We start from the raw sequence: 21,480 nt of genomic DNA on the forward strand, positions 1-21,480 counted from the left end.
TGACATGATAGTCATCGAATGATGCAAAGTAGACTGGGTGCATGCAAGAGGGACTGCGCGAACGCACCCGCCGAGCAGTGCGGGCGGAGCTCGCCAAGGTGGCCATCGACCTGTTCGCCCGCCAGGGCTTCGGCGAGACGACCGTCGAGGACATCGCCCGAGCGGCCGGCATGACCAAGCGCAGCTTCTTCCGTTACTTCCCGACCAAGGAAGACGTTGTCTTCGACGGCATCGACTTCACTGGAGAGAGTGTCGTCGCCGACATCGCAATGCGACCAGCGGGCGAAGGGCCGTGGGAGTGCCTGCACCAGGTCCTGCGGGCTTGGCAGGAAGAGATTCACGCCAGTGAGCAGGCGCTCGCAACCATCCGCCTGGTCGAGGCAACGCCCGCACTGGCCGGGCGACTCCACCAACGCAGAACCGAATGGCGCAGGCGAGTCAGCGACGCGCTCCAAGAACGGCCAGGGACCGACCTCGACCCGTACACCGCGGATCTGCTCACCAACGCCGCCACGGCTGTGCTCGACGCTGTATCCAGCCAGTGGGCCCGATCGGACGGGAACGCGGACCGTCCAGCCCTGCTGGACCAGGGGTTCAATCAGGTCCACGTTGATCCCAGCCAGCGGCAGGTGTGACCCGCCTCCCCGTCACCGACGTCCTGCCCCCCGCAGCGCGGGGGAGGGTGTCCGCGAAGCGCCGACTGACGATCCCGACGCGCTGTCTGATCCATTCGTCGTTGGTATCGACCATGCGCGCGCTCTCGTCGTTGCTCACCACCCGCGGGGGCTGGTAGTGGCCTACGCCCACGATTCGGGCTCCCGGCCGCGGCGACGACGCAGTCATTTCAGCTCTGCCTTTCTGTTTCGAGCATGGGACCTGCGGTGTCCCCGGGATGGGTCAAGGCGAGGCGCCAACTGGCCTCACCCACCCCGCGGACGGGTTCCGGGGAAGGTTGGCCGGGTCTACGTCAGTAGTCGAACTTCTCGAACTGCACATACTCCCCTGCCGTCCATTCCAGGACCGACCTCCTCAGGCCGGGACCTGTGCACACATAGAATCGCCGCCGAGCCGCTGTGACCTTGGTCAGAACGTCGTTCTTCTGGATCCGTCGGGTACGTACTACTGTGCCGAGCCGGCGGATCCTGTCGATTTCAGCTTTTTGTTTTCCGTCGACCGATCGGGTCACGAACAGCTCCGTTACCGCTCCCAGGCCGTCGACTTCTTCCAGGACGTCGACTGCCAGCGGCAGGTCATCCGTTTTCGGGCTCCAGAGGATTCTCATCCTCCGGCCGGATTCCAGCACGGGCTGCGCCTGCGCCATGAGCCGGGCGCCCGGGTGCACAAGGACCACCGCGCGGCATCGGGCATCCGTGGTCTGGCCGACGCTTGTACTCAGACACCGTGCCCTTCGTGCAGGTGGTAGGCGGCTTCTCTGGCCCGGCCCCGTCCGCGGATGCTGACGGCTGGGGTCTGGATCGTGACCGCGGGGGAGTGCGTCGACGAGGGGGCAAAGCCATGATCAGCGCGACGCCGACGGCACCGCCAACATCATCAGCAAATGGCTGTCCCGCAAGTTCTGGCTCGCGCACCGCACCGCGGCGCCGGGTACGCGCCCGGGCGCCCTTGGCCTTCCCCGGCGCCCGGCGTGCGTTCCAGGTGTTGACCGCCGCCTCGCCCCCCAGCTCTTCGAGGGCGCTGCCGATCGCGTCGTCCGCGTGATCGGCCGTCCCACAGAGGATCGGGGATTGTCTGCGGGGAGACGTCAGACAGGTCCGGCCGCCGACGAGCCGTCAGCCTGGGCCCCCATCAGGTGAATTGGAGCTCCTATGCCTCGGCGGGCCCGTTGTCTCCTCACGCCTGCACCAGGCCCGTCTGGTACGCGATGACGACGAGCTGTGCCCGGTCGCGGGCGTTGAGTTTCGTCATCGCGCGGTGGATGTGCGTCCGTACCGTCAGCGGGCTGACCACCAGCAGCTCGGCGATCTCCGCGTTGGACTTGCCCTCGGCCGCCAGCGCCATCACTTCCCGTTCCCGCCCGGTGAGGTCGGCGAGCCGTTCCGGGGGCGCCAGGTGGGTGCCGGGGGCCGGGGAGGTGAGGAAGCGGGTGATCAGGGTGCGGGTGGCGCCGGGGGAGAGCAGTGCCTCCCCGGAGGCCACCGTGCGGATGCCGGCCAGCAGGGCGTCCGCGGTGACGTCCTTGCCGAGGAAGCCGCTGGCCCCGGCCCGCAGCGCCTGGGCGACGTAGTCCTCGGTCTCGAAGGTGGTCAGGATCAGCACCCGGGTGGTCGCCAGCTCCGGATCGGCGCAGATCGCCGCGGTGCCGGACAGGCCGTCCGTCCCGGGCATGCGGATGTCCATGAGCACCACGTCCGGGTGGTGGGTACGGGCCAGCTCCAGCGCCTCCGCCCCGTCGGACGCCTCCCCGACGACCTCCATGTCCGGGCAGGAGTCGATCAGGATGCGGAACGTGGCCCGCAGCAGGGCCTGGTCGTCCGCGAGCAGCAACTTCACGGTCATGGAGACTCTCCTTCGACGGCGGCGGACGGTTGCAGCGGCAGCGCGGTGGTGACCTCGAAGCCGCCCTCGGGGCGAGGGCCCGCGCACAGGTCGCCGCCGATGGTCTGGGCGCGCTCCCGCATGCCCCGCAACCCGAAACCGCCGGACGTCCCGTTGACGGCGGTGGCGGTGGCCGGACCGTCGTTGCTGACGGTGATGAGCAGCCGGGAGTCGGCGTAGGTGAAGCCGACGTGGGCGGCGCGTTCGGGGGCGTGCTTGGCGACGTTGGTGAGGGCTTCCTGCACGATCCGGTACGCGGTCAGGTCCACGCCCGGCGTCAGCGGGCGGCGCACGCCCTCCTGGTGGACGACGACTTCCAGGCCCGCCGAGCGGTAGGAGTCGATCAGCTCGGGAAGGCGGGCGAGCCCCGGCGCCGGTTCCAGGCCCTCGCCCTTGGGCCGGTCGTCCTGGCGCAGCAGGCCCAGGGTGGCCTTCAGCTCGCGCAGCGCCGAGGAAGTGGTGCCGGTGAGGTCCTCGAGGATCTTCCGGCTCTGCTCGGGGTTGCTGCGCGAGAGGTGGGCGGCGGTGCCGGCCTGGGCGTTGGCGAGGGCCAGGTGGTGGGCTACGACGTCGTGCAGCTCGCGGGCGATGCGCATGCGCTCCTCGGTGACCCGCAGCCGGGCCTCCTCCTCCCGGGTGTGTTCGGCGTGCTCGGCGCGGGCCTTGACCGCTTCCAGGTAGTCGCCGCGCAGCCGGGCCAGGCTGCCGCCGACGAGCGGCAGGGCCATCCAGAACACCGGGCCGATCACGGTCAGGACCGGGGAGAGGTCGCGCATGCCGTCGGAGAACAGGTTCACGGTCAGCAGGGCCACCGTGACGGCGAGCGCGTACAGGCGAACGGTCCGGCGGTCGCACAGGACGGCCAGCCAGTACATCGCGGAGAGCAGCGGGGCCAGCAGCATCGGGGTGAGCAGGTAGCCGCGCGCGATCGCGGCGATGGTGACCCCGGCGACCACGACCACGACGGTGCGGGTGTGGGTGCGGTACTTCAGCAGGACGAAGCAGGACAGGCCGAGCATGATCTCCAGCGACTTCCCCGTGTCCGGGCGGTTGACGCCGGGGAGGCTGAGGTGGGTGCCGAAGAAGGCGCAGCCGATGAGGGCCAGCACCATCGTCACGTCCAGGAAGCGGGGAAAGCGCGAGAAGCGCGACGCGTACTGCTCCAAGCGCTCGGTGTAGCGCTCCAGGCTGCTGCTCATGGTCGGCTCTCTCGGTGGGGGGGCTGGCGTCCATGGTGGACGATGCGAAGCCGCCCGGGTCGCCCCCGGGCGGCTCCTGCGCACCCGGTCAGGCGCGGGCGAGGTCCTTCTCGGCCGGTTCCGCCTCGGGCTCGGTCGGGCGGGTCAGGGCCTGGCCCTCCACGTCGACCCGGGGCAGGATACGGTCCAGCCACTTCGGCAGCCACCAGGCCCGCTCGCCGAGCAGGGCGAGGACGGCGGGGACGATCGCCATCCGGACCACGAAGGCGTCGAGCAGGACGGCCGACGCGAGGCCGAAGCCGATCATCTTGATCATGGCGTCGCTGTCCCCGATGAACCCGGAGAACACCGCGATCATGATCAGCGCGGCGGCCACGACGACCCGGGCGCTGTGCTGGAATCCGGAGGTCACGGCCTGGGCGGGCCGCTCGCCGTGGACGTACGCCTCGCGCATCCGCGAGACCAGGAAAACCTCGTAGTCCATGGCGAGGCCGAAGACGATGCCCACCAGGAAGATCGGCATCAGGCTCATGATGGGGCCGGTGGTCTCCACGCCCAGAAGGTCGGCGCCGTGGCCCTGTTGGAAGACCACGACCACCGCGCCGAGCGAGGCGAGCACCGAGAGCAGGAAGCCGACGGCCGCCTTCAGCGGGACGAGGATCGAGCGGAAGACCACCAGCAGCAGGATCACGGCGAGCCCGACCACCACGAGCAGGTACGGAACCAGCGCGGACTGCACCTTCTCGGAGAGGTCGATGTTCATCGCGGTAGTGCCGGTGACCTCGAAGGTCGCCCCGGCCTCGGACTCGATGACGGACCGGTCGCCGCGGATGGTGTTGACCAGGTCCTTGGTCTCCTGGTCGGTCGGCGCGGTGGTGGGGACGACGGAGAAGACGGCCGTGTCACCGGATTCGTTGAACTGGGCCGGGGACACCGACACCACGCCCTCGGTGCCACCGATGCGCTCGGAGACGGTCCCGGCCGCGGCCTTCGGGTCGCCGGCGTCCTTGGCGTCCACGACCACGGTCAACGGGCCGTTGAAGCCGGGGCCGAAGCCCTCGGCGAGCGCGTCGTAGGCCCGCCGCTGGGTGGTCTCCGTGGACATGGCCTCGTCGCCGGGCATACCGAGCTGGAGGTCGGTCATCGGCAGCGCCAGGGCGCCGAGGCCCGCGACGGCGGCGAGCAGCACGGGCAGCGGGCGGCGCAGCACGAAGCTCGCCCAGCGGGTGCCGCCGTTGACCTTGCGCGTCCCCTGCGGCGTACCGCCCGCTCGGCGGGCCTTGCGGTCCTTGCGGGTCAGTACGGCGTTGGGCCAGAAGCCGAGGAAGGCCGGGACCAGGGTCAGCGCGATGAGGACGCCGACGACGACCGCGCCCGCCGCGCCCAGGCCCATCTCGGTCAGCATCGGGATGCCGACGACGGAGAGACCGGCGAGCGCGATGACGACGGTGAGCCCGGCGAAGACCACGGCGGAGCCCGCGGTGCCGGTGGCGAAGGCGACGGCCTCCTGGGGCGTCCGCCCCTTGGCGCGCTCCTCGCGGTAGCGGAAGACGATGAACAGGGCGTAGTCGATGCCGACGGCCAGGCCCAGCATGATCGCCACGGTGCTGGTGGTGTCGGTCAGGCCCAGCGGACCGGCCAGGGCCGTGAGGGCGAACAGGCTGATTCCGACGCCGATGAGCGCGGTGAGCAGCGGGAGTCCGGCTGCGGCCAGCGAGCCGAAGGTGATCAGCAGGACGACTGCGGCGACGGAGATGCCGATCGCCTCGGCGGTGCCGCTGGGTCCGCCCATCTCCTGCATGGCGTCGCCGCCTGCCTCGACGGTGAGCCCGGAGTCACGGGCGTGCTCGAGCGACTCGTCCAGGTGACTGCGGCTGGCGTCGGTGAGTCCGGCGGCGTCGACCTTGTAGGTCACGGTCGTGTACGCGGTGGAGCCGTCCTCGCTGACCGCGCCGGACTCGTACGGGTCGACGGTGCTCGCGACCTGCGTGCCGTCCCCGAGTTCGGCTATCGCGGCCTCGACGGCCTTCTTGTTCTCAGTGGCGGTGACTTTCTCGCCGTTCGGCGAGACGAAGACGACGCGGGCGGTGGCGCCGTCGGCTGCGGCGCCGGGGAACCGCTGCTCCATCAGGTCAAAGGCTTCCTGCGATTCGATCCCCGGCATGGAGAAGGGTTCCTCCTCCGCCTCCGGCGCGGTCATGCCGGCGAGTCCTACGGCGGCCAGCACGGCGGCCCAGGCAAGGGCAATGGCCCAGCGTCGCCTGAACGCCAAGCGGCCCATTCGATACAGAAAAGCAGCCACGGGGGGGGTCTCCACATCCGAGTCTCGAAGGTGCCTCCAGACTCCTGAAGAGGGGGGTGTCCTGTCGTCGTCCGGCTGCCGACACCGCACGGTACTGAATCCGCAGTACTACGCCCTCCGCGGGTCCCACCCGGGGACGAGAGCGGGTCAGCCTCAGGTCGCGGGGCAGAGTTCCTGGCCCCCGGGAACGGCACCGGCGGTCATGCCGCTACGGGCGTGCAGCGGCCACGGCGTGAGGAGGACCCCAGTACGCATCGTGGCTCACCGGACGTGTCGCCAGTGGGGACGGTTCCTGACCGTCGAAGGTGTAAACCGGGCGCCGGCGTTCCTCGTCCGCGGGCGCAGCGCAAGGCACAGTCTGGAGCGCCTTGACGGACAGCCTGTTCGCGCCGCTGACATCGCCGCCGCGGCGCCGAGACCGCCCTGAAGCGGGTCCACGGGGCCATCATCCGACTCCGACGCGAGAAGGCCCAGGCCAGCGTCGCCGCCGTCGCCCGCCGAGCGGACGTCTCCCGCCGCTTCCTCTACGACAACGTCGAGGCCCGAGCCGCGGTCGCCGCAGCGAAGACGCAGGCGGGCGAACACCAACCCCGCACACTCGCTGAACAGGACGACGAACGCGAGGCGACCTGGCGCGAACGTGCCCTGAACGCCGAGGACGCCCTCAAGGCCGCCCACACCGAGATCTTCACCCAACGCGCCCGCATTGGTGCACTCCTCGGCCAGATCCGCGACGTGGAAGCAGAATGGACCCAAGAGGCCATTCACCGGATCACCACCGAGAACACCACACTCAAGCAACGCGCCCGGCAACTCACCACCGGCAACCGCACCCTCGACGAGCGACTGAAGGCCGCCCGCTCGAACCTGCGCTTCCAAGACCGGCGAGTCGCCGACCTCGAAGCCCGCCTCACCGAACCGGGATCACCGACCTGATCCTGCCCGGCCGAAGCCCGCGGATGTCAGCGCCGCGGGCCATACTCGTGCCGCGGCGCCGCCCGGGCACCGCAGCACCAGGGGAGCGACATGGCTGAGGTGCTGGTCTTCCACCATGGACACGGGCTGACCGCCGGCGTTCGCGAGTTCGCCGAGCGGCTGCGACGGGCCGGACACACCGTCCACGCCCCGGACCTATACGAGGGGCAGGTGTTCGAAAGCCTCGAGGAGGGCGCCGGCTACGCCGAGAACACCGGGTTCGACACGATCACCGCGCGGGGAACCGCCGCCGCCGAGGGGCTGCCCGCAGAGCTCGTCTACATCGGGTTCTCGCTCGGCGTCCTGCCAGCGCAGAAGCTGGCCCAGACCCGCCCCGGCGCAAAGGGCGCACTGCTGCTCGAGGCATGCGTCCCGATCTCGGAGTTCGGCGGCGCCTGGCCCCAGGACGTCCCGGTCCAGATCCACGGCGTGGACGCAGATCCGTTCTTCGCCGGGGAGGGCGACGTGGACGCCGCCCGCGCGCTCGTCGAGACGGCGACGGATGCCGAGCTGTTCATCTACCCCGGCGACAGGCACCTGGTCACCGACAGCAGCCTCTCGTCCTACGACGAACAGGCCGCAAAGCAGGTCAACCATCGGGTGCTCGGCTTCCTAGACCGCATCAAGTAGGGGATCAACAACCTGATCCTGTCCGGCTGACGACCTCGCGGCCCGTCCACCGTCCCGGTGGACGGGCCGTCCCATGAGACCACCCAGGCGAGTTACAGCAACGACCCCAACTCCCCGTCGCGGACATGTAGTCCATGAGTCGTCGCACTTCAGAGCCGGTTCACGAGCTCCTGCGGTCGGTAAAGTGGAATACAAGCGCGGTGTCGACGCCGGCGTCGTCAACCAGGGGCTGTTCCACCTCTCGTGGCTGATGGACCACCGGGCGGAGTTCGAGCACCTGGTCCGCGACCGGCTCGGGGTGACGGCCGCGTCCCAGGTCCTGTGGAGCGGACCGCGCCTGATCTGCGTCGCCGGCGACTTCACCCGCTACGACGTGCATGCCGTGCGCGAGCACCGGAGGTCGATCGACCTGGTTCGCTACCGACTCTTCGGCAGGGACCTGCTCGGGCTTGAGACCGTGGCCTCCGTGAGCGGGGGCACGCAGGTGTCCCGCCGGGCGCGGCGCGGGGCGGTCGACCGGGCGGCGGTTGATGTCCAGGGGGTGGCGATGCGCGAGTTGGCGGGTGCGGTCGACGAGGTCCTGCTTGGGCTCCGGGACGGCGTGAACCGGGTGGAGCGCAAGACCTGCCGGGCGTATCAGCGGCTGCGGAACCTCGCCTGCGTGTGCCCGCCGCAGCGCAGCAAGCTGCTGGTCTACCTGAAGGTCGACCCGGGGGACGTCGACCTTGTTCCGGGCTTCACTCGGGACGTGTCCGGTCTCGGTCACCATGGGACGGGTGATCTGGAGGTGCGGCTGCGTCCGCTCAGGGACGTGGAGCGGGCGCAGGTTCTGTTCCGGGCAAGCTACGCGGCGGTGTGATCGCCTGCCGCTGCCGGCCTCGTGACGGGTTGCGGCACGTGGGGTGTCTGCGGTCGTGGGGGAGCCTTTCGTCGTGCGGGCAGGGCCACCCAGCCGGACCTGGACCAGTGGAAAGCAGGCGAGGACCTCAGCTACCGGGACGCTGGGCGACCAAGAACCGGCTGGCCAAAGGGCTGACCTTCGGCGCCGAGCGCTGACAGGGCCCCGTCGGCCCCCACGGCTTCGAGGGCCGGTGGGACGACGCCCGCAGGCTCCTCCACGACGCCACGCTGACCACGGCCGACCGGGTCGCCGGACTACTCCTGCTCTTCTACGCCCAACGGCTCAGCACGATCAGCACCCTCACCGTCGATCAAGTCACAGAGGCGAACGGCCGGATTTCGATCCAGCTGGGCACCTCCCCGACCGTCCTGCCCGAACCGCTCGCCGCACTGGTTCTCGACCTGATGACAACACGCCGCCCCTACACAGTGATCGGACACGCCGACCAGACGCCCTGGCTGTTTCCAGGCCAACGCCCCGGCCAACACGTCAGCGCCGACCGACTCGGCCTACAGCTAATCGCCCTCGGGGTCCAACCAGGCCGGGCCCGGTCAACGGCCCCTGTTCGCCCTCGCCGAAGAGGTCCCGGCCGCGATCCTGGCCCGCATGCTCGGCATCCACATCCAAGTCGCCGTCCAGTGGCAGAAGGCGTCCGCCGGCGACTGGGCCGCCTACGCCGCTGACGTCGCCCGCCGCACCCAGCCAAACGGAGCACGCTGACCATGAGATGACGCCCCGTGTCGCGGGCCTCGTCAGCCGGTGGCAGCCCCCTGTTGCAATCCCAAGTAGCTCCAGTGCACACCTTGCCGACCATGCGGATCTTCGCGCTCGCTGAGGTGCACAACGCTCAGACCATGGCCACGGGCGAGCTCGATCGTCTCGTGCGCCGAAACGTTGAACATCCGCCGCCCGGCAGGGACGGGTCCGTGCCGCAGGGAGAGGACTACGCGCCCCTCGGAGGCAAGCATGTCGGTGATGCCCTCCATCGCCAACGACCGCTGCAGTCCGTCCAGATGCATCCACACGGCCGTCAGAAGAATCAGGCTGAAACGTCGGCCGCGACTGCGAAGCATCCTCATTTCGGGCAGCGAATCGTCGACCCATTCGATGTCCCGGTCGGCATGGACCTGTTGACCCAGGGCACGAAGTTCCGCAGTGGGCTCAGCGGCGACGACCACATGCCCCTGGCCAGCCAGCGCGGCGGCATCGCGGCCACTGCCTGCGCCGATGTCAAGGATCGCGCTGGGCTGAGAGGGGAACAGGTGCAGTACGTCGCGGTGGACGTCGGCGAAGGAGACGCTCTCGTACTGCTCGACGAGGGCGTCGGCGGCTTCGCCATAGCCGGCGGTACTGGCAAGAGGCTTCGGATCGATCACTCGCACAGACTAGCGAGCAGGCCCCGAGGGTCAGATCCGCAGGCATTCAGACAGGTCCGCCGCAGCTCCGCTGACCGGGCTGCGTGACAGCTCCCGCTGCCCGCAGGCCGCCCACCACATCGTTCACCGTTCCGTCTGGCAGACCACGGCCGACAACGGCGTCGTCCTGCTGGCCAGCCCTCGGGTCCCGCCGGCGGAGAAGGACCGGCTGCGGGCCGAGCACGAGCGGTCCATGCGGGTTCTCGGAGAGATCGAGCGGCGCATCCGTGCGGCCCTCGACCGGCTGCTGGCCGGTCAGATCCCGCCCGGCGGCGCCTGCGACGTCAAGACGCTCGCCCGCGAGGCGGGCATCTCCCGCGCGTCCCTTCACAGGACCTGGGGTCACCTCAAGGACGAGTTCGAAAAGCGGCGGGCAGCCGCCTGGGCGGCAGGCCGGCAGCCCGACCCGCGTGGGGCCCGCGTTCCTGGCGCGTGCTGACCGAGGTCGACTTCCCGGACTCCGAGTGCGAGGTGGACGTGGTCTCCACGTCGTGGTCGCCGATCAAGCGGCTGAGCTTGTCCGCGAAGTCGGCGTCGTCGATGCCGGAGCCGATGACCTTGACGGTCGAGGCGGACCACATGGCGTCCATGCCCGCGTCTCCCCAGACCTTCTGGCCCTGGCGGTAGGACTGGAGGCGAGACGTGAGAGGGTCTGGGGCGTGAGTGAGGCACCGCCGAACACCCTGCAATACCGCTTTGACGGGCCAGAAGACGCACCTGTCCTGATCCTCGGTCCCTCACTGGGTACCACATGGCACAGGTTGGAGAGACCGTCTATGGGCGTCCACGTCAGTCCATAATGGGTGCGTTGCAGCAGGTCAGGGCGTCACGGTCCGGGGCGTCGGCGTAGTTGGTGACAGACGCGTGACAGCGCCGGTGATGGATCGAGGCTTCGCTGGGGAGCATCCTTGGTGGGCCTCTGCCCGGAGCCATGAGACGAAGCCTCACCGGAGCGCTCCGGTGAGGCATTGCCGTGCAGTTGACTGTGCGTGCACGCGTAATGCGTTCGGATCGTCATGCGGTTTGTCTTCCAGCGCTGTTCTCGGGGACGCTGGATTTGCGATCGCAGCCATAGAGGGACGATGCGGCCCGTGGGGTAACCGGGCAGGCCCAGTGGCGTGCCGGCGCTGACGGCGATGAGCGAGGTGGACAGGCCGTCCATGAAGGCGGACCTGATGCCGTCTGTCAGGGCCGCGCCCCGGGTGCCGAGCTGATCGGCGACGTGAAGGCCCGCCGCGGCGGAGTCGCGTGCGGCTTCGGCGGGGAGCTGGTCGAGGGCGTCGTGCAGGTTGGAGCGGTAGCGGCTGCCGTAGATCGAGCCCATGAGGGGGATGCCGACGGCCGCCGACCTCCCGTGTGGTGTCGTTCATCGCGGAGGCGACTCCCTGCTGGCCGCGGCCGAGTGAGCCGGTGATGGCAGAGGTGCCCACGGCTCCGGACAGGCCGATGTCGAAGCCCACCAGGATGAGTCCACCAAGGAACGGCAGGTAACCGGAGCCGACGTCGAGCCGGGAGATGATGAACAGGCCGGCGCTCAGCAGGAGCAGGCCGACGGTCATGGTGGCCTTCATGCCGACCTGTCGCACCAGGTGAGGACCACCGGGACGGTGCTCATCGCGCTCGGACTGCGCGTGGCCGTGGACTGACCGGTTCGGTCAGGGAGCTGCTGTGACGGTCTGGTGCTGGCTGCCCAGTCCGTCCCCGCCGCAGGTGAGGGTGTCACCGGGGGAGAGGTACTGCGGTGGGGTGAGGTCTTTGCCCGCGCCGAACGGGGTGCCGGTGTTGATCAGGTCCCCGGGCTCCAGGACCATGAACTGGCTCAGATGGCGGATGATGTGAGCCGGGCTGAAGATGATGTCCGCAGTGGTGCCGTCCTGGCGGCGTGTGCCGTTGTGGTCCAGCCACAGGCGCAGGTCTGAGGTGTCGCCGAGATCGTCGGGCGTGGCCAGCCAGGGGCCGCAGGGGGTGAACGTGGGGGCGGACTTGCCTTTGAGCCACTGGCCTCCGCGTTCCTTCTGGAAGGAGCGCTCGGTGATGTCGTTGACGAGGACGTATCCGGCGATGGCCGCGGTGGCCGCGTCGTCGTCGGCCAGGTAGAGACTGCGGGTGCCGATGACGATACCCAGTTCGACTTCCCAATCAGTCTGCGTGGAGCCCCGCGGGATACAGATGGGGTCGTGCGGCCCGCACAGTGAGTTGGGTGCCTTGGAGAAGACGAGCGGTTCCCGGGGAGGCGGGGCGTGTGCGCCGGGGCTGCGGTAGTTGGCTCCGACGCCGAGGATCTGGTGGGGGCGGGCGATGGGGGCGCCGATCCGTTCGGTGACGAAGCGGTGGGTCGCTCCGGATGCGCGGCGGGCGGCGACGGCTTCCTCCAGGAGACGGGGGCCGCCGGCTGCGAAGAACGCCTGGTTGTAGTCCTCGACCAGGTCGGAGACATCGACGTAGGTGTGTTCGTCGACCCTGACGACGGGCCGCTCATGGCCGGACGGGCCGATACGCATCAGCTGCATGGGGAGGTCTTTCGACGGCCGCCGCAGGCCGGGCACCACGGTGCCCGGCCTGCGGCGCGGAAGGTAGGTCAGCGGGCGGAGGGGGAGTTGGGTGCCGTCGCGCCGGCGGCCGTGGCCGCCTCCCGCACGGCGCCCGCGACGGCACCGGCGACCTTGTCGTTGAAGACGCTGGGGATGATGTAGTTCGGGTTGATCTCGTCCTCGGTCACCACGTCCGCCAGGGCGTGCGCGGCGGCGAGCATCATCTCGGTGTTGACCGTGCGGGACTGGGCGTCCAGCAGACCGCGGAAGACGCCCGGGAAGACCAGCACGTTGTTGATCTGGTTCGGGAAGTCGGAGCGGCCGGTGGCGACGACCGCCGCGGTCTGCCGGGCGACCGCCGGGTCGACCTCGGGGTCCGGGTTCGCGAGCGCGAACACGATCGCGCCGTCCGCCATGGCGGCCACGTCGTCGCCGTCCAGGACGTTGGGGGCCGAGACGCCGATGAAGACGTCCGCGCCGTGCACGGCCTCCTTGAGGGTGCCGGTGAGGCCCTCGGGGTTGGTGTTGTCGGCGATCCAGCGCAGCGCCGACTCCGGGGCGGCGTCGACCAGGTCGGTGCGGCCGGCGTGCACGACGCCGTGGATGTCGGCGACGACGGCGTTCTTCACGCCCGCGGCGAGCAGCAGCTTCAGGATGGCCGTACCGGCCGCGCCGGCGCCGGACATGACGACCCGTACGTTGTCGATGGGCTTGTCGACCACGCGCAGGGCGTTGGTCAGCGCGGCGAGGACGACGATCGCGGTGCCGTGCTGGTCGTCGTGGAAGACCGGGATGTCCAGGGCCTCGCGCAGCCGGGCCTCGATCTCGAAGCAGCGGGGCGCGGAGATGTCCTCGAGGTTGATGCCGGCGAAGCCCGGGGCGATGGCCTTGACGATCTCGACGATCGCGTCGGTGTCCTGGGTGTCCAGGCACAGCGGCCAGGCGTCGATGCCGGCGAAGCGCTTGAACAGGGCCGCCTTGCCCTCCATGACCGGCAGCGCGGCCTTGGGGCCGATGTTGCCGAGTCCCAGCACGGCGGAGCCGTCGGTCACGACCGCGACGGAGTTGCGCTTGATGGTGAGGCGGCGGGCGTCCTCGGGGTTCTCGGCGATCGCCATGCAGACGCGGGCGACACCGGGCGTGTAGACCATGGAGAGGTCGTCGCGGTTGCGGATGGGGTGCTTCGACGCCATCTCGATCTTGCCGCCGAGGTGCATCAGGAAGGTACGGTCGGAGACCTTGCCCAGGGTCACGCCCTCGATGCCGCGCAGCCGCTCGACGATCTCGTCGGCGTGCGAGGTGGAGGAGGCCGAGAGGGTGACGTCGATGCCCAGGCGGTCGGCATCGGAGTGGATCACGTCGAGGGCGGTGACCGAGCCGCCCAGCGCCTCCATGGTGGCCGTCAGCTGTGAGACGGCACTGCCGCCCGCGGGCACTTCGAGCCGGACGGTGATCGAGTAGGAGACGCTGGGCGCGCTCATGCGGACTGTCCTCATCTTCTGTGGAGCGGCGGGGATGGTGGTGCACCGCCGGCGGATGCGGCGGTGGGGGAGGTCAGGTGTCGGCGCCGACCTTGGTGGTGGTGTCGGTGCCGGTTTTGCTGCCGGCTTCGGTGTCGGCGGGTGCGGTTGCCGCTGGGGTGCGGGACTTCAAGATCGTGCGGGCTTTGTCGATGTCGAGGTCCTTCTCCCATTTGCCGATCACGATGGTGGCGACGGCGTTGCCGAGGACGTTGATGAAGACGCGGCCCTCGTTGAGGATGCGGTCGATGCCGACGATCAGCGAGAGGGCGGCCAGGGGAACGTGGCCGACGGCGGTGACGGTGCTGGCGAGGACGATGAACGCGCCGCCCGCGATGCCCGCGGTGCCCTTGCTGGTGAGCATCATGACGCCGACCATGATCAGCTGTTGCTGCCAGGAGAGGTCGATGCCCATGGCCTGGGCCAGGAAGAGGGAGGCCATGGTGAGGTAGACGGCGGAGCCGTCCAGGTTGAAGGAGAACCCGGAGGGGATGACGATGCCCACCACCGGGCGACCGATGCCGAGGGTCTCCAGCTTGCGCACCAGTTGGGGCAGGACGGCTTCGCTGGAGCAGGTGCTCAGGGCGACGAGGAGTTCGGCCTTGAGGAAGCGCATGAGGCCGAACAGGCTCAGGCGGCAGGCGCGCATGATGGCGCCGAGGACGACCACGACGTAGACGATGCAGGTCGCGGTGAAGAGGACGATGAGGTAGCCGAGCTGCTTGAGGCTCTCGGCGCCGTATGTGGAGACCACGGTGGCCAGGGCGCCGAAGGTGCCCAGCGGTGCCAGCCACATCACCCAGCCCACGATGCGGAACACGACGTCGGAGAGGGCCTTGATCCCGCGGGTCAGGGGTGCGCCGTCCTCGCCGGCCATGTTCAGGGCGACGCCGAAGACGATGGAGACCATGAGCGCGGCGAGGATGGCGTCACCGGTGATCGCGCCCAGCAGTGAGGTGGGGATCAGTGAGGAGATGAAGCCGGTGAAGGTGGCGTGCTCGGCGGCGGTCTCGGGTACGTCGTCCGCGTTGAGTGAGGAGGGATCGACGTGGAGACCGGAGCCGGGCTGGAAGATGTTGGCGACCACCAGTCCGATCAGCATGGACAGCAGCGACAGCACCAGGAAGTAGCCGATCGCTTTCACGCCGATCCGGCCTGCCTTGCGCAGGTTGTCCATGGAGGCGATGCCGGTGGTGACCACGCAGAAGACGACCGGGACGACGATCATCTTGACCAGGTCGATGAACCAGTCGTTGAGCGGCTTGAGTTCCTTGCCGAGCCCGGGGGCGAGGATGCCGACGGCGATACCGAGGACCGCGCCCAGCACGACCTGGAACCACAGCTCACGTATCAGACGGTTCAGCCGTGACCGCTGCGGGCGGCCGGCGGCAGTAGTAGCGGATGTCATCGAGGGTGCTCCCTTGCACGACGATCGTGTCTGGCCCTGTCCCGTGGGGGGTGTGCGCGGGGGACGCGAAGCGGCTCGCGTCCCCCGTGGTCGTACGTGGCGCTTCGATGGAACTGCGCCGGTGGACGGCGCTCGCCGACGGCGGGCGCGTCACGGTGCGGTGTGTGAGTGCGGTGACAGTCAGCTGTGCAGGTCGCGCAGCACCTTGTAGAAGGCGGCCTTGCCCTCGAAGCCGATGCCGGGGATGTCGGTCAGGCCGACGCGGCTCTTCTCCACCACGGCGTCGTCGGCGAAGCCTCCGGTGGGCTGGAACTCGCCCGGGTAGGACTCGTTGCCGCCGAGCTTGAGGGCGGCGGCGATGTGCAGGGAGAACTGGTGCCCGCCGTGCGGGATGCAGCGCCGGGAGGACCAGCCGTGCTGCTTGAGCATGTCCTGGATGCGCAGGTACTCCACCAGGCCGTAGGAGAGCGCGGGGTCGAACTGGAGGGTGTCGCGGTCGGGGCGCATGCCGCCGTAGCGGATCAGGTTGCGGGCGTCCTGGAGGGAGAAGAGGTTCTCGCCGGTGGCGATGGAGCCGGCGTAGTGCTCGGCGACGGTGGCGTTGAGGTGGTAGTCGAGCGGGTCGCCGATCTCCTCGTACCAGAACAGGCCGTAGGGCTCGATCGCCCGGCCGTACTCCAGCGCCGTGCTGAGGTCGAAGCGGCCGTTGACGTCGACGGCGAGGCGGGAGCCGTCACCGCCGAGGACGTCGATGACGGCCTCGATGCGGCGCAGGTCCTCGACCAGGTCGGCACCGCCGATCTTCATCTTGACGACGTCATAGCCTAGGTCGAGGAAGCCGCGCATCTCGTCCTGGAGGTCGGTCAGGGTCTTGCCGGGCGCGTAGTAACCGCCGGCGGCGTAGACGAAGACGGAGTCGTCGGGCTGTCCGTCGCCGTAGCGCTCGGACAGGTACCGGTACAGCGGCTTGCCTTCGATCTTGGACGCGAGGTCGAACAGGGCCATGTCGACGACGCCGACGGCGACGGAGCGCTCGCCGTGGCCGCCGGGCTTCTCGTTGTTCATCATCACGTCCCACGCCTTTGCGTGGTCGAAGCGGCCCTGTTCGTCCAGGAGGCTGCCGGGCTCGGCGGCGGTCAGGCGGGGCAGGATCCGGCGACGCAGGATCTCGCCGGCGCTGTAGCGGCCGTTGGAGTTGAAGCCGTAACCGACGACGGGCTTGCCGTCGCGGATGACGTCGCTCTCGATCGCCACGATCGAGCAGTCCATGGAGCTGAAGTCGATCCAGGCGTTGCGGATCGAGGAGCTGATCGGGACGACGCCCTCGTACACGTTGGTGATCTTCACGACCGCGCCTTTCTCATATCTTATAAGTTGCGTCGGTGTTAGGCTGAGGTGACGCGATGGGAACTGTCAAGAGGGGGTGCGAGCACCCGGGAAGGATTTTCGGGGGCGATGGCCGACACGAATCTCTTCGTCAGCAAGAGTGACTACGCCTACGCGGAACTGCGCGGACAGATCCTGTCGGGGACGCTTCCCGCCGGGACGCGGCTCGCGCAGTACGACCTCGCGGAGTCGCTGAACATGAGCATCACGCCACTGCGCGAGGCCATCCGCCGCCTCAGCAGCGAGGGCCTGGTCACCGTCGAGACGCATCGCGACGTCCGCGTGTCCACCATGAGTTCGGACGAGGCCCGGCAGCTGTTCGAGGTTCGCCTGTCCTTGGATCCCACGGCCGCGGAACTCGCCGCCCGGCGGCGCACCGACGAGGACATCGCCGTCATGCGGTCCGCCGTCACGCGGCTGCTGCCCGTCACCCGCCTGTGGGGCGAGGAGGCACTCACGGCCCACCGCGCCTTCCACCAGGCGCTCTACCGCGCCTCGCACAACGACGTCCTCATCCGCCTGCTGGACGACCTGTGGGACAAGTCCGACCGTTACCGGCGCCTCGGTCTCGAACTCCCGCCCGGCGACGAACCCCGCACCCGCGACCTCCAGGAGCACCACCAGCTCGTCGACCTCATCGAGGACGGCCGGGCCGCCGAGGCCGCTCAGCTGATGCGCGACCACATCACCCACAGCCTCACCGCCAACGCGATCAGCGCCCTGGAAGACCGTGAAGGCGCCCGTACCGGCTGAGGTGCTGATGGACATCCGTCAGCTGGAGTACTCTCGGCGATCGCATCGGGACGGTCCCGCACGTGAAATGGTCGCGCAACACCGCGTGGGTACGCTCAGTGGCGTCCGGAGGCAGTCCGTAGCCGTTGACCATGACCTCCTGCGACCTCAGCGCGGCCAAGTCCTGTTCGTGGATGCAGACGGGCACGTCGCAGTCGGCGATACCTGCGACGTGGTCCTCGTGTGCGTGGCTCACGAAGACCAGGTTCTTGCGGTGCCGCGGACGAGGACGGAGTTGGCGTAGGGGTAGGCGCCCCGTTCGGCGCCCACCAGGACGGTGACTCCGCTGTCGATGCTCGTGAGTCTTGGGAAGAGTGTGCCCCCGGCCGACGTGGCGTTACGGAGCGGGGTGCGGAATCAGCCGCGCAGCGCGAGGCGAAGTTCTTCGGCAGCGCCGCCCAGCGGAGAGCCGCTGCGAAGTCGGCGAGGAGGCGGCCCGTGTTAGCCGGGGTGCGGTTGGTGACGAACCATGGGGGGCTTGGGGGACAAGGCCGTCTTCCCGTGCAGGAGGGTCGGGGCGCAGGGTGGAACAGGCAGCGACGGCTTCGCCGCGGAGTGTGACCTCTTGGGCGATTTCGGCGAGCTGGTCTTCGAGGGGGCGGCCGGGGGCGTCGGCCCATTCGCTTGCCCGGTGTGGCCGGCCGCCGCCAGGACCAAGCGGCGGTGTAGGCACGGGGGAGGGCCGAGCGGAGATCTGATCCACGAGTACTTCTCGGCCGCGGGAGGTTCCTTCTCGGTCGGGAGGTGCTCGATCCTGTTCTCGGACTTCGTACTCGGGTCCCTCGCCGTCGCCGTCGCCGAGCAGGACGCTGTTCAAGCCGTGAACTACGCGACGAATGAACGCCTGCAGCCCCGAGCCCAGGAGCTCGGGGCTGCGCCGGCCGTTATAAGCCGGGCTGTCGTCCCAGTGTGAGGTTGAGCGCCTGGATCAGTCGGTCATGTTGCCCATCTTCCAGACGGTCATGGACTTGACGGTGCTGCCGTCACCGAAGAGGCGCAGGCCGAGGGAGTCCTGGCGGAAGGGGTAGGCGCGGGTGGTGATGGACTTGTGGTTGTTCGCGTACGCCTCGACCATCGAGCGGTCGAGGAACACGTCGAGGGTCAGGGTGCCGTTGGAGAGAGCCAGCGGGCCCTTGTGGATGCCGAAGCCGGGTTCGGCGCTGGAGTTGTTCCCGGAGCGTGTCCGGTCGACGCCCAGCTGTCCGGCGGGGGCGTCGTAGAAGAGGCGGGTGCGTTCTTCGTCTCCGGGGCTGCGGAGCACGTCGAGGCCGAAGGTGTCGGCGCTGCCGCGTTCCAAGGTGAGCTTGATATGGAGCATGTCCCCCTTGATGCCGGCCAGTCGGGTGTTGGCGTCGGTGAGAGAGGTCGGCGTGCTGATGTCCAGGAGGGGTTCCCCGGTGTGGAGGCGGGAGACCTCCTCCACGGGGCGGAATCCGAGGTCGCCGTCGGGCCGCATGGACAGTTCGATGGGCAGGCCCGCGTTGTGGGCCCAGCCGGCGTCGTAGTGGGCGCGTTCGGTGCGGCGGTCCTGGGCGATGCTGAAGACGAGGGAGCGTCCCTTGTCGTCCACCGTTCCGCTGGGTCCGGTGAAGTGGTCGCCGTAGTCCATGAGCCGGGGTTCGGTGGTGTCGGGGGTCCAGCGGCGTGTCTGGGCGTCCCAGGTGCCGACCCAGTAGTGGACGTACTTGCTGCTGTACTCGCCGGGACCGGAGGGGAAGGCCGGGTTGACGAGCAGGGCCCGGCGCTCGCGGCCCTGGGCGTCCTTGCCGATGGGCAGGAAAGTGGGCAGCTCCCAGACCTGGCCGGTCTTGGGGTGGGCCGCCACGTCACCGGTCATCAGGGGACCCGAGTAGGTCCAGTCGGTGAGGTTCTTGGAGGTGTAGAGGAGGGCGGTGCCGCCGACGTCCTTGCCGTCGGTGGTCTGGACGCCGGAGCCCATCAGCTGGAACCAGGTGTCTCCCTCCTTCCAGACGAAGGGGTCGCGGAAGTCGCCGAAGCGGACCTTGCGTCCGGCACCGACGTCCAGGTCGGCGGTCTGGCTGGTGACGAGGGTGGGGTGCATCTTCCACTCGACCAGGTCGCTGTCGCCGGGATCGACGGGGCGGGCGAGCCCGGTCGCCTGGTTGGGGCGCTGGGAGTCGTTGCCGGCGGTGAACAGCAGGACGGGCACGCCGTTCTCGTCGTAGGCGGCGTCGCCGGACCAGACCCCGTCGGGGGCCACGCTGTCCTCGGTGGGCGCGAGGGCGACGGGCAGGTCGCGCCAGTGGACCAGGTCCTCGCTCACCGCGTGTCCCCAGGCGATGTTGTGCCAGTAGGGGCCGTGGGAGTTGTGCTGGTAGAAGAGGTGGTACTTGCCCTTGTACTGGATGGGGGCGTGGGGCTCGTTCATCCAGTGGTTCGGGGCGGTGAAGTGGTAGCCGGGACGGTAGCGGTCACCGTCGTACCGGGAGCGGTCCATCTCCATCCGGGCCTTGGGGGTGATGCCGCCCGCGAAGGTCTGCACGTCCTTCTGGTGGCCGGCTGTGACCGACGCCGGAGTGAGGGCGCTGTTGTGGACCTTCACCTCGTCGATGAGCCCGTTGAACATGTTGACGGCGAACGTGCCGTTGATGATGGCGGGCTGGTTGTGACGGCCGATGATCAGGGGGACGTCGGCCTTGGCCAGCCGTGCGCCGGTGGGGACGGTGGTCTGGGCGACCTGTTCGCCGTTGAGGAAGAGCCTGATCGCGCCCTCGCCCGGCGCGAACACGGCGGACAGGTGCGCCCACTCGCCCGCGGCCAGGGCCGCCTGCTTCGGGACCGTCACCTCGTGCCACGCGTCGCCGGTTCCGATGCCGAACTGCCACCTGCCGTGCCGGCCGACACCGAGGGAGAAGCCCCGCTTGGCCGCCTTGTCGTGCTGGTTGACGACGGCGGACGGCTTGCCTTCGTCTCCCCACTCGAACGCACGCGGTGCGACCCACGCCTCGACGGTCAGGCCGTCGGTGGGCAGCCGCGTCTGGGCTGCGGCGCGGGTGACCCAGGTGGAGTAGCCGTCGAACAGCATGGCGCCGGAGAGCACGCCGTCGGCTTCGTTCTTCGGGCGCCAGAGCGGGTCGCTGTCGGGCTTGTACTGCGCGTCGTTGAAGACGTAGCTGATGGGGTCGGCGGCCTGGCTGACCTTCTCCCTGGTCGTGGTGCCCTTCCCCTCGCTGAAGTCCCAGTGGGCGGCGAGTCCCCGCTGAGAGGGATCGGGTGCGGGGTCGGTGCCGACGCGGACGTCGTCGAGGTTGATGTGGCCCCAGCCGCCGGTGGCCTTGTCCACGACGGTGACGCGCAGCTGCTCGCCGAGGTGCGCGCGGGCGTCCCAGGTGACGCGTCGGTACGCCTCGTCGTCGGTGCCGGTGGCCTTGTGCAGAATGGTTCCGTCGAGGGTTGTCAGGGCCGCGTGGAGGTCGTTCTCGTTGCGGCCGCCGGAGACCAGGACGCTGACCATGCCGGTACCGGTCAGGGTGAACGGCTCGGACGTCACCGTCCCGGTGGCGGCGTCACCGCCCGCGGCGAACCCCCACAGGTGGTAGGAGCCCTGCTGGTTGAAGCAGCAGCCCCAGCCCCAGCCCGGGTCGTCGGTGACCGCTCCGGTGAAGGCGGTTCCGGTGGTGGTCCAGCCGCTGAGGTCGCCGGACTCGAAGTCGGGGTTGGACAGGCTGGTCTCGGCCGCGTTTGCGGTCTGCGTCATCAGGGGTGATGTCAGGCCCAGGCATATCGCGAGTGCGAGCAGCAGACGCACCAGACTGTGTCTGGTCGCGGCTCTCGATGGTGCACGGGTTCGCATGCGAACCTCCGTCGGTGTGGGGTTGGTTGATCGGGCGGAAAGGACGTCGGC

Annotated in this window: 18 protein-coding genes and 2 pseudogenes; 8 read left to right on the forward strand and 12 right to left on the reverse strand. The window is 69.3% G+C overall.

The window, feature by feature from the left end:
* The first annotated feature begins 41 nt into the window (after positions 1 to 41).
* Positions 42 to 635 (forward strand): TetR family transcriptional regulator, encoded by a 594-nt coding sequence (locus ACH4NX_RS36720; protein WP_398130203.1) that lies wholly within the window; start codon positions 42 to 44, stop codon positions 633 to 635.
* Positions 636 to 967: 332 nt separating this feature from the next.
* Here the strand turns inward: ACH4NX_RS36720 and ACH4NX_RS36725 are convergent, their stop codons facing one another.
* From ACH4NX_RS36725 to ACH4NX_RS36740, 4 genes are all read right to left on the reverse strand, one after another.
* Complete coding sequence (locus tag ACH4NX_RS36725) at positions 968 to 1,321, reverse strand: hypothetical protein (protein WP_398130204.1); 354 nt, start codon at positions 1,319 to 1,321, stop codon at positions 968 to 970.
* A 530-nt stretch (positions 1,322 to 1,851) separates the two neighbouring features.
* Positions 1,852 to 2,517 (reverse strand): response regulator transcription factor, encoded by a 666-nt coding sequence (locus tag ACH4NX_RS36730; RefSeq protein WP_351400819.1) that lies wholly within the window; start codon positions 2,515 to 2,517, stop codon positions 1,852 to 1,854.
* On the reverse strand, positions 2,514 to 3,755 hold the full coding sequence (locus tag ACH4NX_RS36735; RefSeq protein WP_398130205.1) for a sensor histidine kinase: 1,242 nt from the start codon (positions 3,753 to 3,755) through the stop codon (positions 2,514 to 2,516). The genes ACH4NX_RS36730 and ACH4NX_RS36735 overlap by 4 nt, the downstream gene beginning before the upstream one ends.
* Before the next feature lie 88 nt (positions 3,756 to 3,843).
* Positions 3,844 to 6,057: an MMPL family transporter gene (locus ACH4NX_RS36740; protein ID WP_398130206.1), complete on the reverse strand. Its 2,214-nt coding sequence runs from the start codon at positions 6,055 to 6,057 to the stop codon at positions 3,844 to 3,846.
* A gap of 735 nt (positions 6,058 to 6,792) precedes the next feature.
* On the opposite strand from ACH4NX_RS36740, the gene ACH4NX_RS36745 reads away from it, so the two are divergent.
* The 3 genes from ACH4NX_RS36745 to ACH4NX_RS36755 all read left to right on the forward strand — a co-directional run bounded on the left by ACH4NX_RS36745 (position 6,793) and on the right by ACH4NX_RS36755 (position 8,521).
* Positions 6,793 to 6,993 (forward strand): hypothetical protein, encoded by a 201-nt coding sequence (locus ACH4NX_RS36745; RefSeq protein ID WP_351400816.1) that lies wholly within the window; start codon positions 6,793 to 6,795, stop codon positions 6,991 to 6,993.
* A gap of 90 nt (positions 6,994 to 7,083) precedes the next feature.
* Positions 7,084 to 7,662, forward strand: coding sequence for a dienelactone hydrolase family protein (locus ACH4NX_RS36750; protein WP_351400815.1), 579 nt, complete (start codon positions 7,084 to 7,086; stop codon positions 7,660 to 7,662).
* A gap of 184 nt (positions 7,663 to 7,846) precedes the next feature.
* Positions 7,847 to 8,521 carry a hypothetical protein gene (locus tag ACH4NX_RS36755; RefSeq protein WP_398130207.1) on the forward strand — a complete coding sequence of 225 codons (675 nt, stop codon included), beginning with the start codon at positions 7,847 to 7,849 and terminating at the stop codon, positions 8,519 to 8,521.
* Positions 8,522 to 9,315: 794 nt separating this feature from the next.
* Here ACH4NX_RS36755 and ACH4NX_RS36760 read toward each other — a convergent pair.
* The gene (locus tag ACH4NX_RS36760; protein ID WP_398130208.1) at positions 9,316 to 9,939 is read right to left on the reverse strand and encodes a class I SAM-dependent methyltransferase; all 624 of its coding nucleotides are present in this window, start codon (positions 9,937 to 9,939) and stop codon (positions 9,316 to 9,318) included.
* Between the two features lie 232 nt (positions 9,940 to 10,171).
* On the opposite strand from ACH4NX_RS36760, the gene ACH4NX_RS36765 reads away from it, so the two are divergent.
* Positions 10,172 to 10,417 (forward strand): hypothetical protein, encoded by a 246-nt coding sequence (locus tag ACH4NX_RS36765; protein WP_398130229.1) that lies wholly within the window; start codon positions 10,172 to 10,174, stop codon positions 10,415 to 10,417.
* Here the strand turns inward: ACH4NX_RS36765 and ACH4NX_RS36770 are convergent.
* Positions 10,365 to 10,613: pseudogene (locus ACH4NX_RS36770) on the reverse strand (TraM recognition domain-containing protein); the annotation flags it as partial. The gene ACH4NX_RS36765 and the pseudogene ACH4NX_RS36770 sit on opposite strands and share 53 nt — an antisense overlap.
* A 24-nt stretch (positions 10,614 to 10,637) precedes the next feature.
* Here ACH4NX_RS36770 and ACH4NX_RS36775 point away from each other — a divergent pair.
* A pseudogene (locus tag ACH4NX_RS36775) lies at positions 10,638 to 10,748 on the forward strand (3-oxoadipate enol-lactone hydrolase); the annotation flags it as partial.
* A 56-nt stretch (positions 10,749 to 10,804) separates the two neighbouring features.
* Here the strand turns inward: ACH4NX_RS36775 and ACH4NX_RS36780 are convergent.
* The 5 genes from ACH4NX_RS36780 to ACH4NX_RS36800 form a co-directional block, all read right to left on the reverse strand.
* Positions 10,805 to 11,302 carry a hypothetical protein gene (locus ACH4NX_RS36780; protein ID WP_398130209.1) on the reverse strand — a complete coding sequence of 166 codons (498 nt, stop codon included), beginning with the start codon at positions 11,300 to 11,302 and terminating at the stop codon, positions 10,805 to 10,807.
* Positions 11,303 to 11,633: 331 nt separating this feature from the next.
* On the reverse strand, positions 11,634 to 12,488 hold the full coding sequence (locus ACH4NX_RS36785; RefSeq protein ID WP_398130210.1) for a fumarylacetoacetate hydrolase family protein: 855 nt from the start codon (positions 12,486 to 12,488) through the stop codon (positions 11,634 to 11,636).
* Between the two features lie 68 nt (positions 12,489 to 12,556).
* Positions 12,557 to 13,990, reverse strand: a complete 1,434-nt coding sequence (locus ACH4NX_RS36790; protein ID WP_398130211.1) for an NAD-dependent malic enzyme — start codon at positions 13,988 to 13,990, stop codon at positions 12,557 to 12,559.
* 73 nt (positions 13,991 to 14,063) lie between these two features.
* Positions 14,064 to 15,437: a cation:dicarboxylate symporter family transporter gene (locus ACH4NX_RS36795; protein WP_279561204.1), complete on the reverse strand. Its 1,374-nt coding sequence runs from the start codon at positions 15,435 to 15,437 to the stop codon at positions 14,064 to 14,066.
* A gap of 180 nt (positions 15,438 to 15,617) precedes the next feature.
* A complete protein-coding gene (locus ACH4NX_RS36800; protein WP_351401888.1) occupies positions 15,618 to 16,784 on the reverse strand; it encodes a mandelate racemase/muconate lactonizing enzyme family protein in 1,167 nt (388 codons plus the stop codon).
* A gap of 108 nt (positions 16,785 to 16,892) precedes the next feature.
* Between ACH4NX_RS36800 and ACH4NX_RS36805 the strand changes: the two genes are divergently transcribed.
* Both ACH4NX_RS36805 and ACH4NX_RS36810 read left to right on the forward strand, forming a co-directional pair.
* Complete coding sequence (locus tag ACH4NX_RS36805) at positions 16,893 to 17,576, forward strand: GntR family transcriptional regulator (protein WP_279561206.1); 684 nt, start codon at positions 16,893 to 16,895, stop codon at positions 17,574 to 17,576.
* A 517-nt stretch (positions 17,577 to 18,093) separates the two neighbouring features.
* Positions 18,094 to 18,528 carry a hypothetical protein gene (locus tag ACH4NX_RS36810; protein WP_398130212.1) on the forward strand — a complete coding sequence of 145 codons (435 nt, stop codon included), beginning with the start codon at positions 18,094 to 18,096 and terminating at the stop codon, positions 18,526 to 18,528.
* A gap of 15 nt (positions 18,529 to 18,543) precedes the next feature.
* Here the strand turns inward: ACH4NX_RS36810 and ACH4NX_RS36815 are convergent, their stop codons facing one another.
* Positions 18,544 to 21,333 carry a GH32 C-terminal domain-containing protein gene (locus ACH4NX_RS36815; protein ID WP_398130213.1) on the reverse strand — a complete coding sequence of 930 codons (2,790 nt, stop codon included), beginning with the start codon at positions 21,331 to 21,333 and terminating at the stop codon, positions 18,544 to 18,546.
* Positions 21,334 to 21,480: the final 147 nt, after the last annotated feature.

Source organism: Streptomyces sp. NPDC017225, assembly GCF_044331465.1.
Taxonomy (GTDB): Bacteria; Actinomycetota; Actinomycetes; order Streptomycetales; family Streptomycetaceae; genus Streptomyces.

Excerpts from the sequence above, each read along its gene's own strand:
- ACH4NX_RS36765 (WP_398130229.1), top strand. The coding sequence starts at position 10,172 with ATGCGGGTTCTCGGAGAGATCGAGCGGCGCATCCGTGCGGCCCTCGAC.
- ACH4NX_RS36780 (WP_398130209.1), bottom strand. The coding sequence starts at position 11,302 with ATGGGCTCGATCTACGGCAGCCGCTACCGCTCCAACCTGCACGACGCC.
- ACH4NX_RS36720 (WP_398130203.1), top strand. The coding sequence starts at position 42 with ATGCAAGAGGGACTGCGCGAACGCACCCGCCGAGCAGTGCGGGCGGAG.
- ACH4NX_RS36735 (WP_398130205.1), bottom strand. The coding sequence starts at position 3,755 with ATGAGCAGCAGCCTGGAGCGCTACACCGAGCGCTTGGAGCAGTACGCG.
- ACH4NX_RS36785 (WP_398130210.1), bottom strand. The coding sequence starts at position 12,488 with ATGCAGCTGATGCGTATCGGCCCGTCCGGCCATGAGCGGCCCGTCGTC.
- ACH4NX_RS36730 (WP_351400819.1), bottom strand. The coding sequence starts at position 2,517 with ATGACCGTGAAGTTGCTGCTCGCGGACGACCAGGCCCTGCTGCGGGCC.
- ACH4NX_RS36750 (WP_351400815.1), top strand. The coding sequence starts at position 7,084 with ATGGCTGAGGTGCTGGTCTTCCACCATGGACACGGGCTGACCGCCGGC.
- ACH4NX_RS36795 (WP_279561204.1), bottom strand. The coding sequence starts at position 15,437 with ATGACATCCGCTACTACTGCCGCCGGCCGCCCGCAGCGGTCACGGCTG.
- ACH4NX_RS36790 (WP_398130211.1), bottom strand. The coding sequence starts at position 13,990 with ATGAGCGCGCCCAGCGTCTCCTACTCGATCACCGTCCGGCTCGAAGTG.
- ACH4NX_RS36815 (WP_398130213.1), bottom strand. The coding sequence starts at position 21,333 with ATGACGCAGACCGCAAACGCGGCCGAGACCAGCCTGTCCAACCCCGAC.
- ACH4NX_RS36725 (WP_398130204.1), bottom strand. The coding sequence starts at position 1,321 with ATGGCGCAGGCGCAGCCCGTGCTGGAATCCGGCCGGAGGATGAGAATC.
- ACH4NX_RS36805 (WP_279561206.1), top strand. The coding sequence starts at position 16,893 with ATGGCCGACACGAATCTCTTCGTCAGCAAGAGTGACTACGCCTACGCG.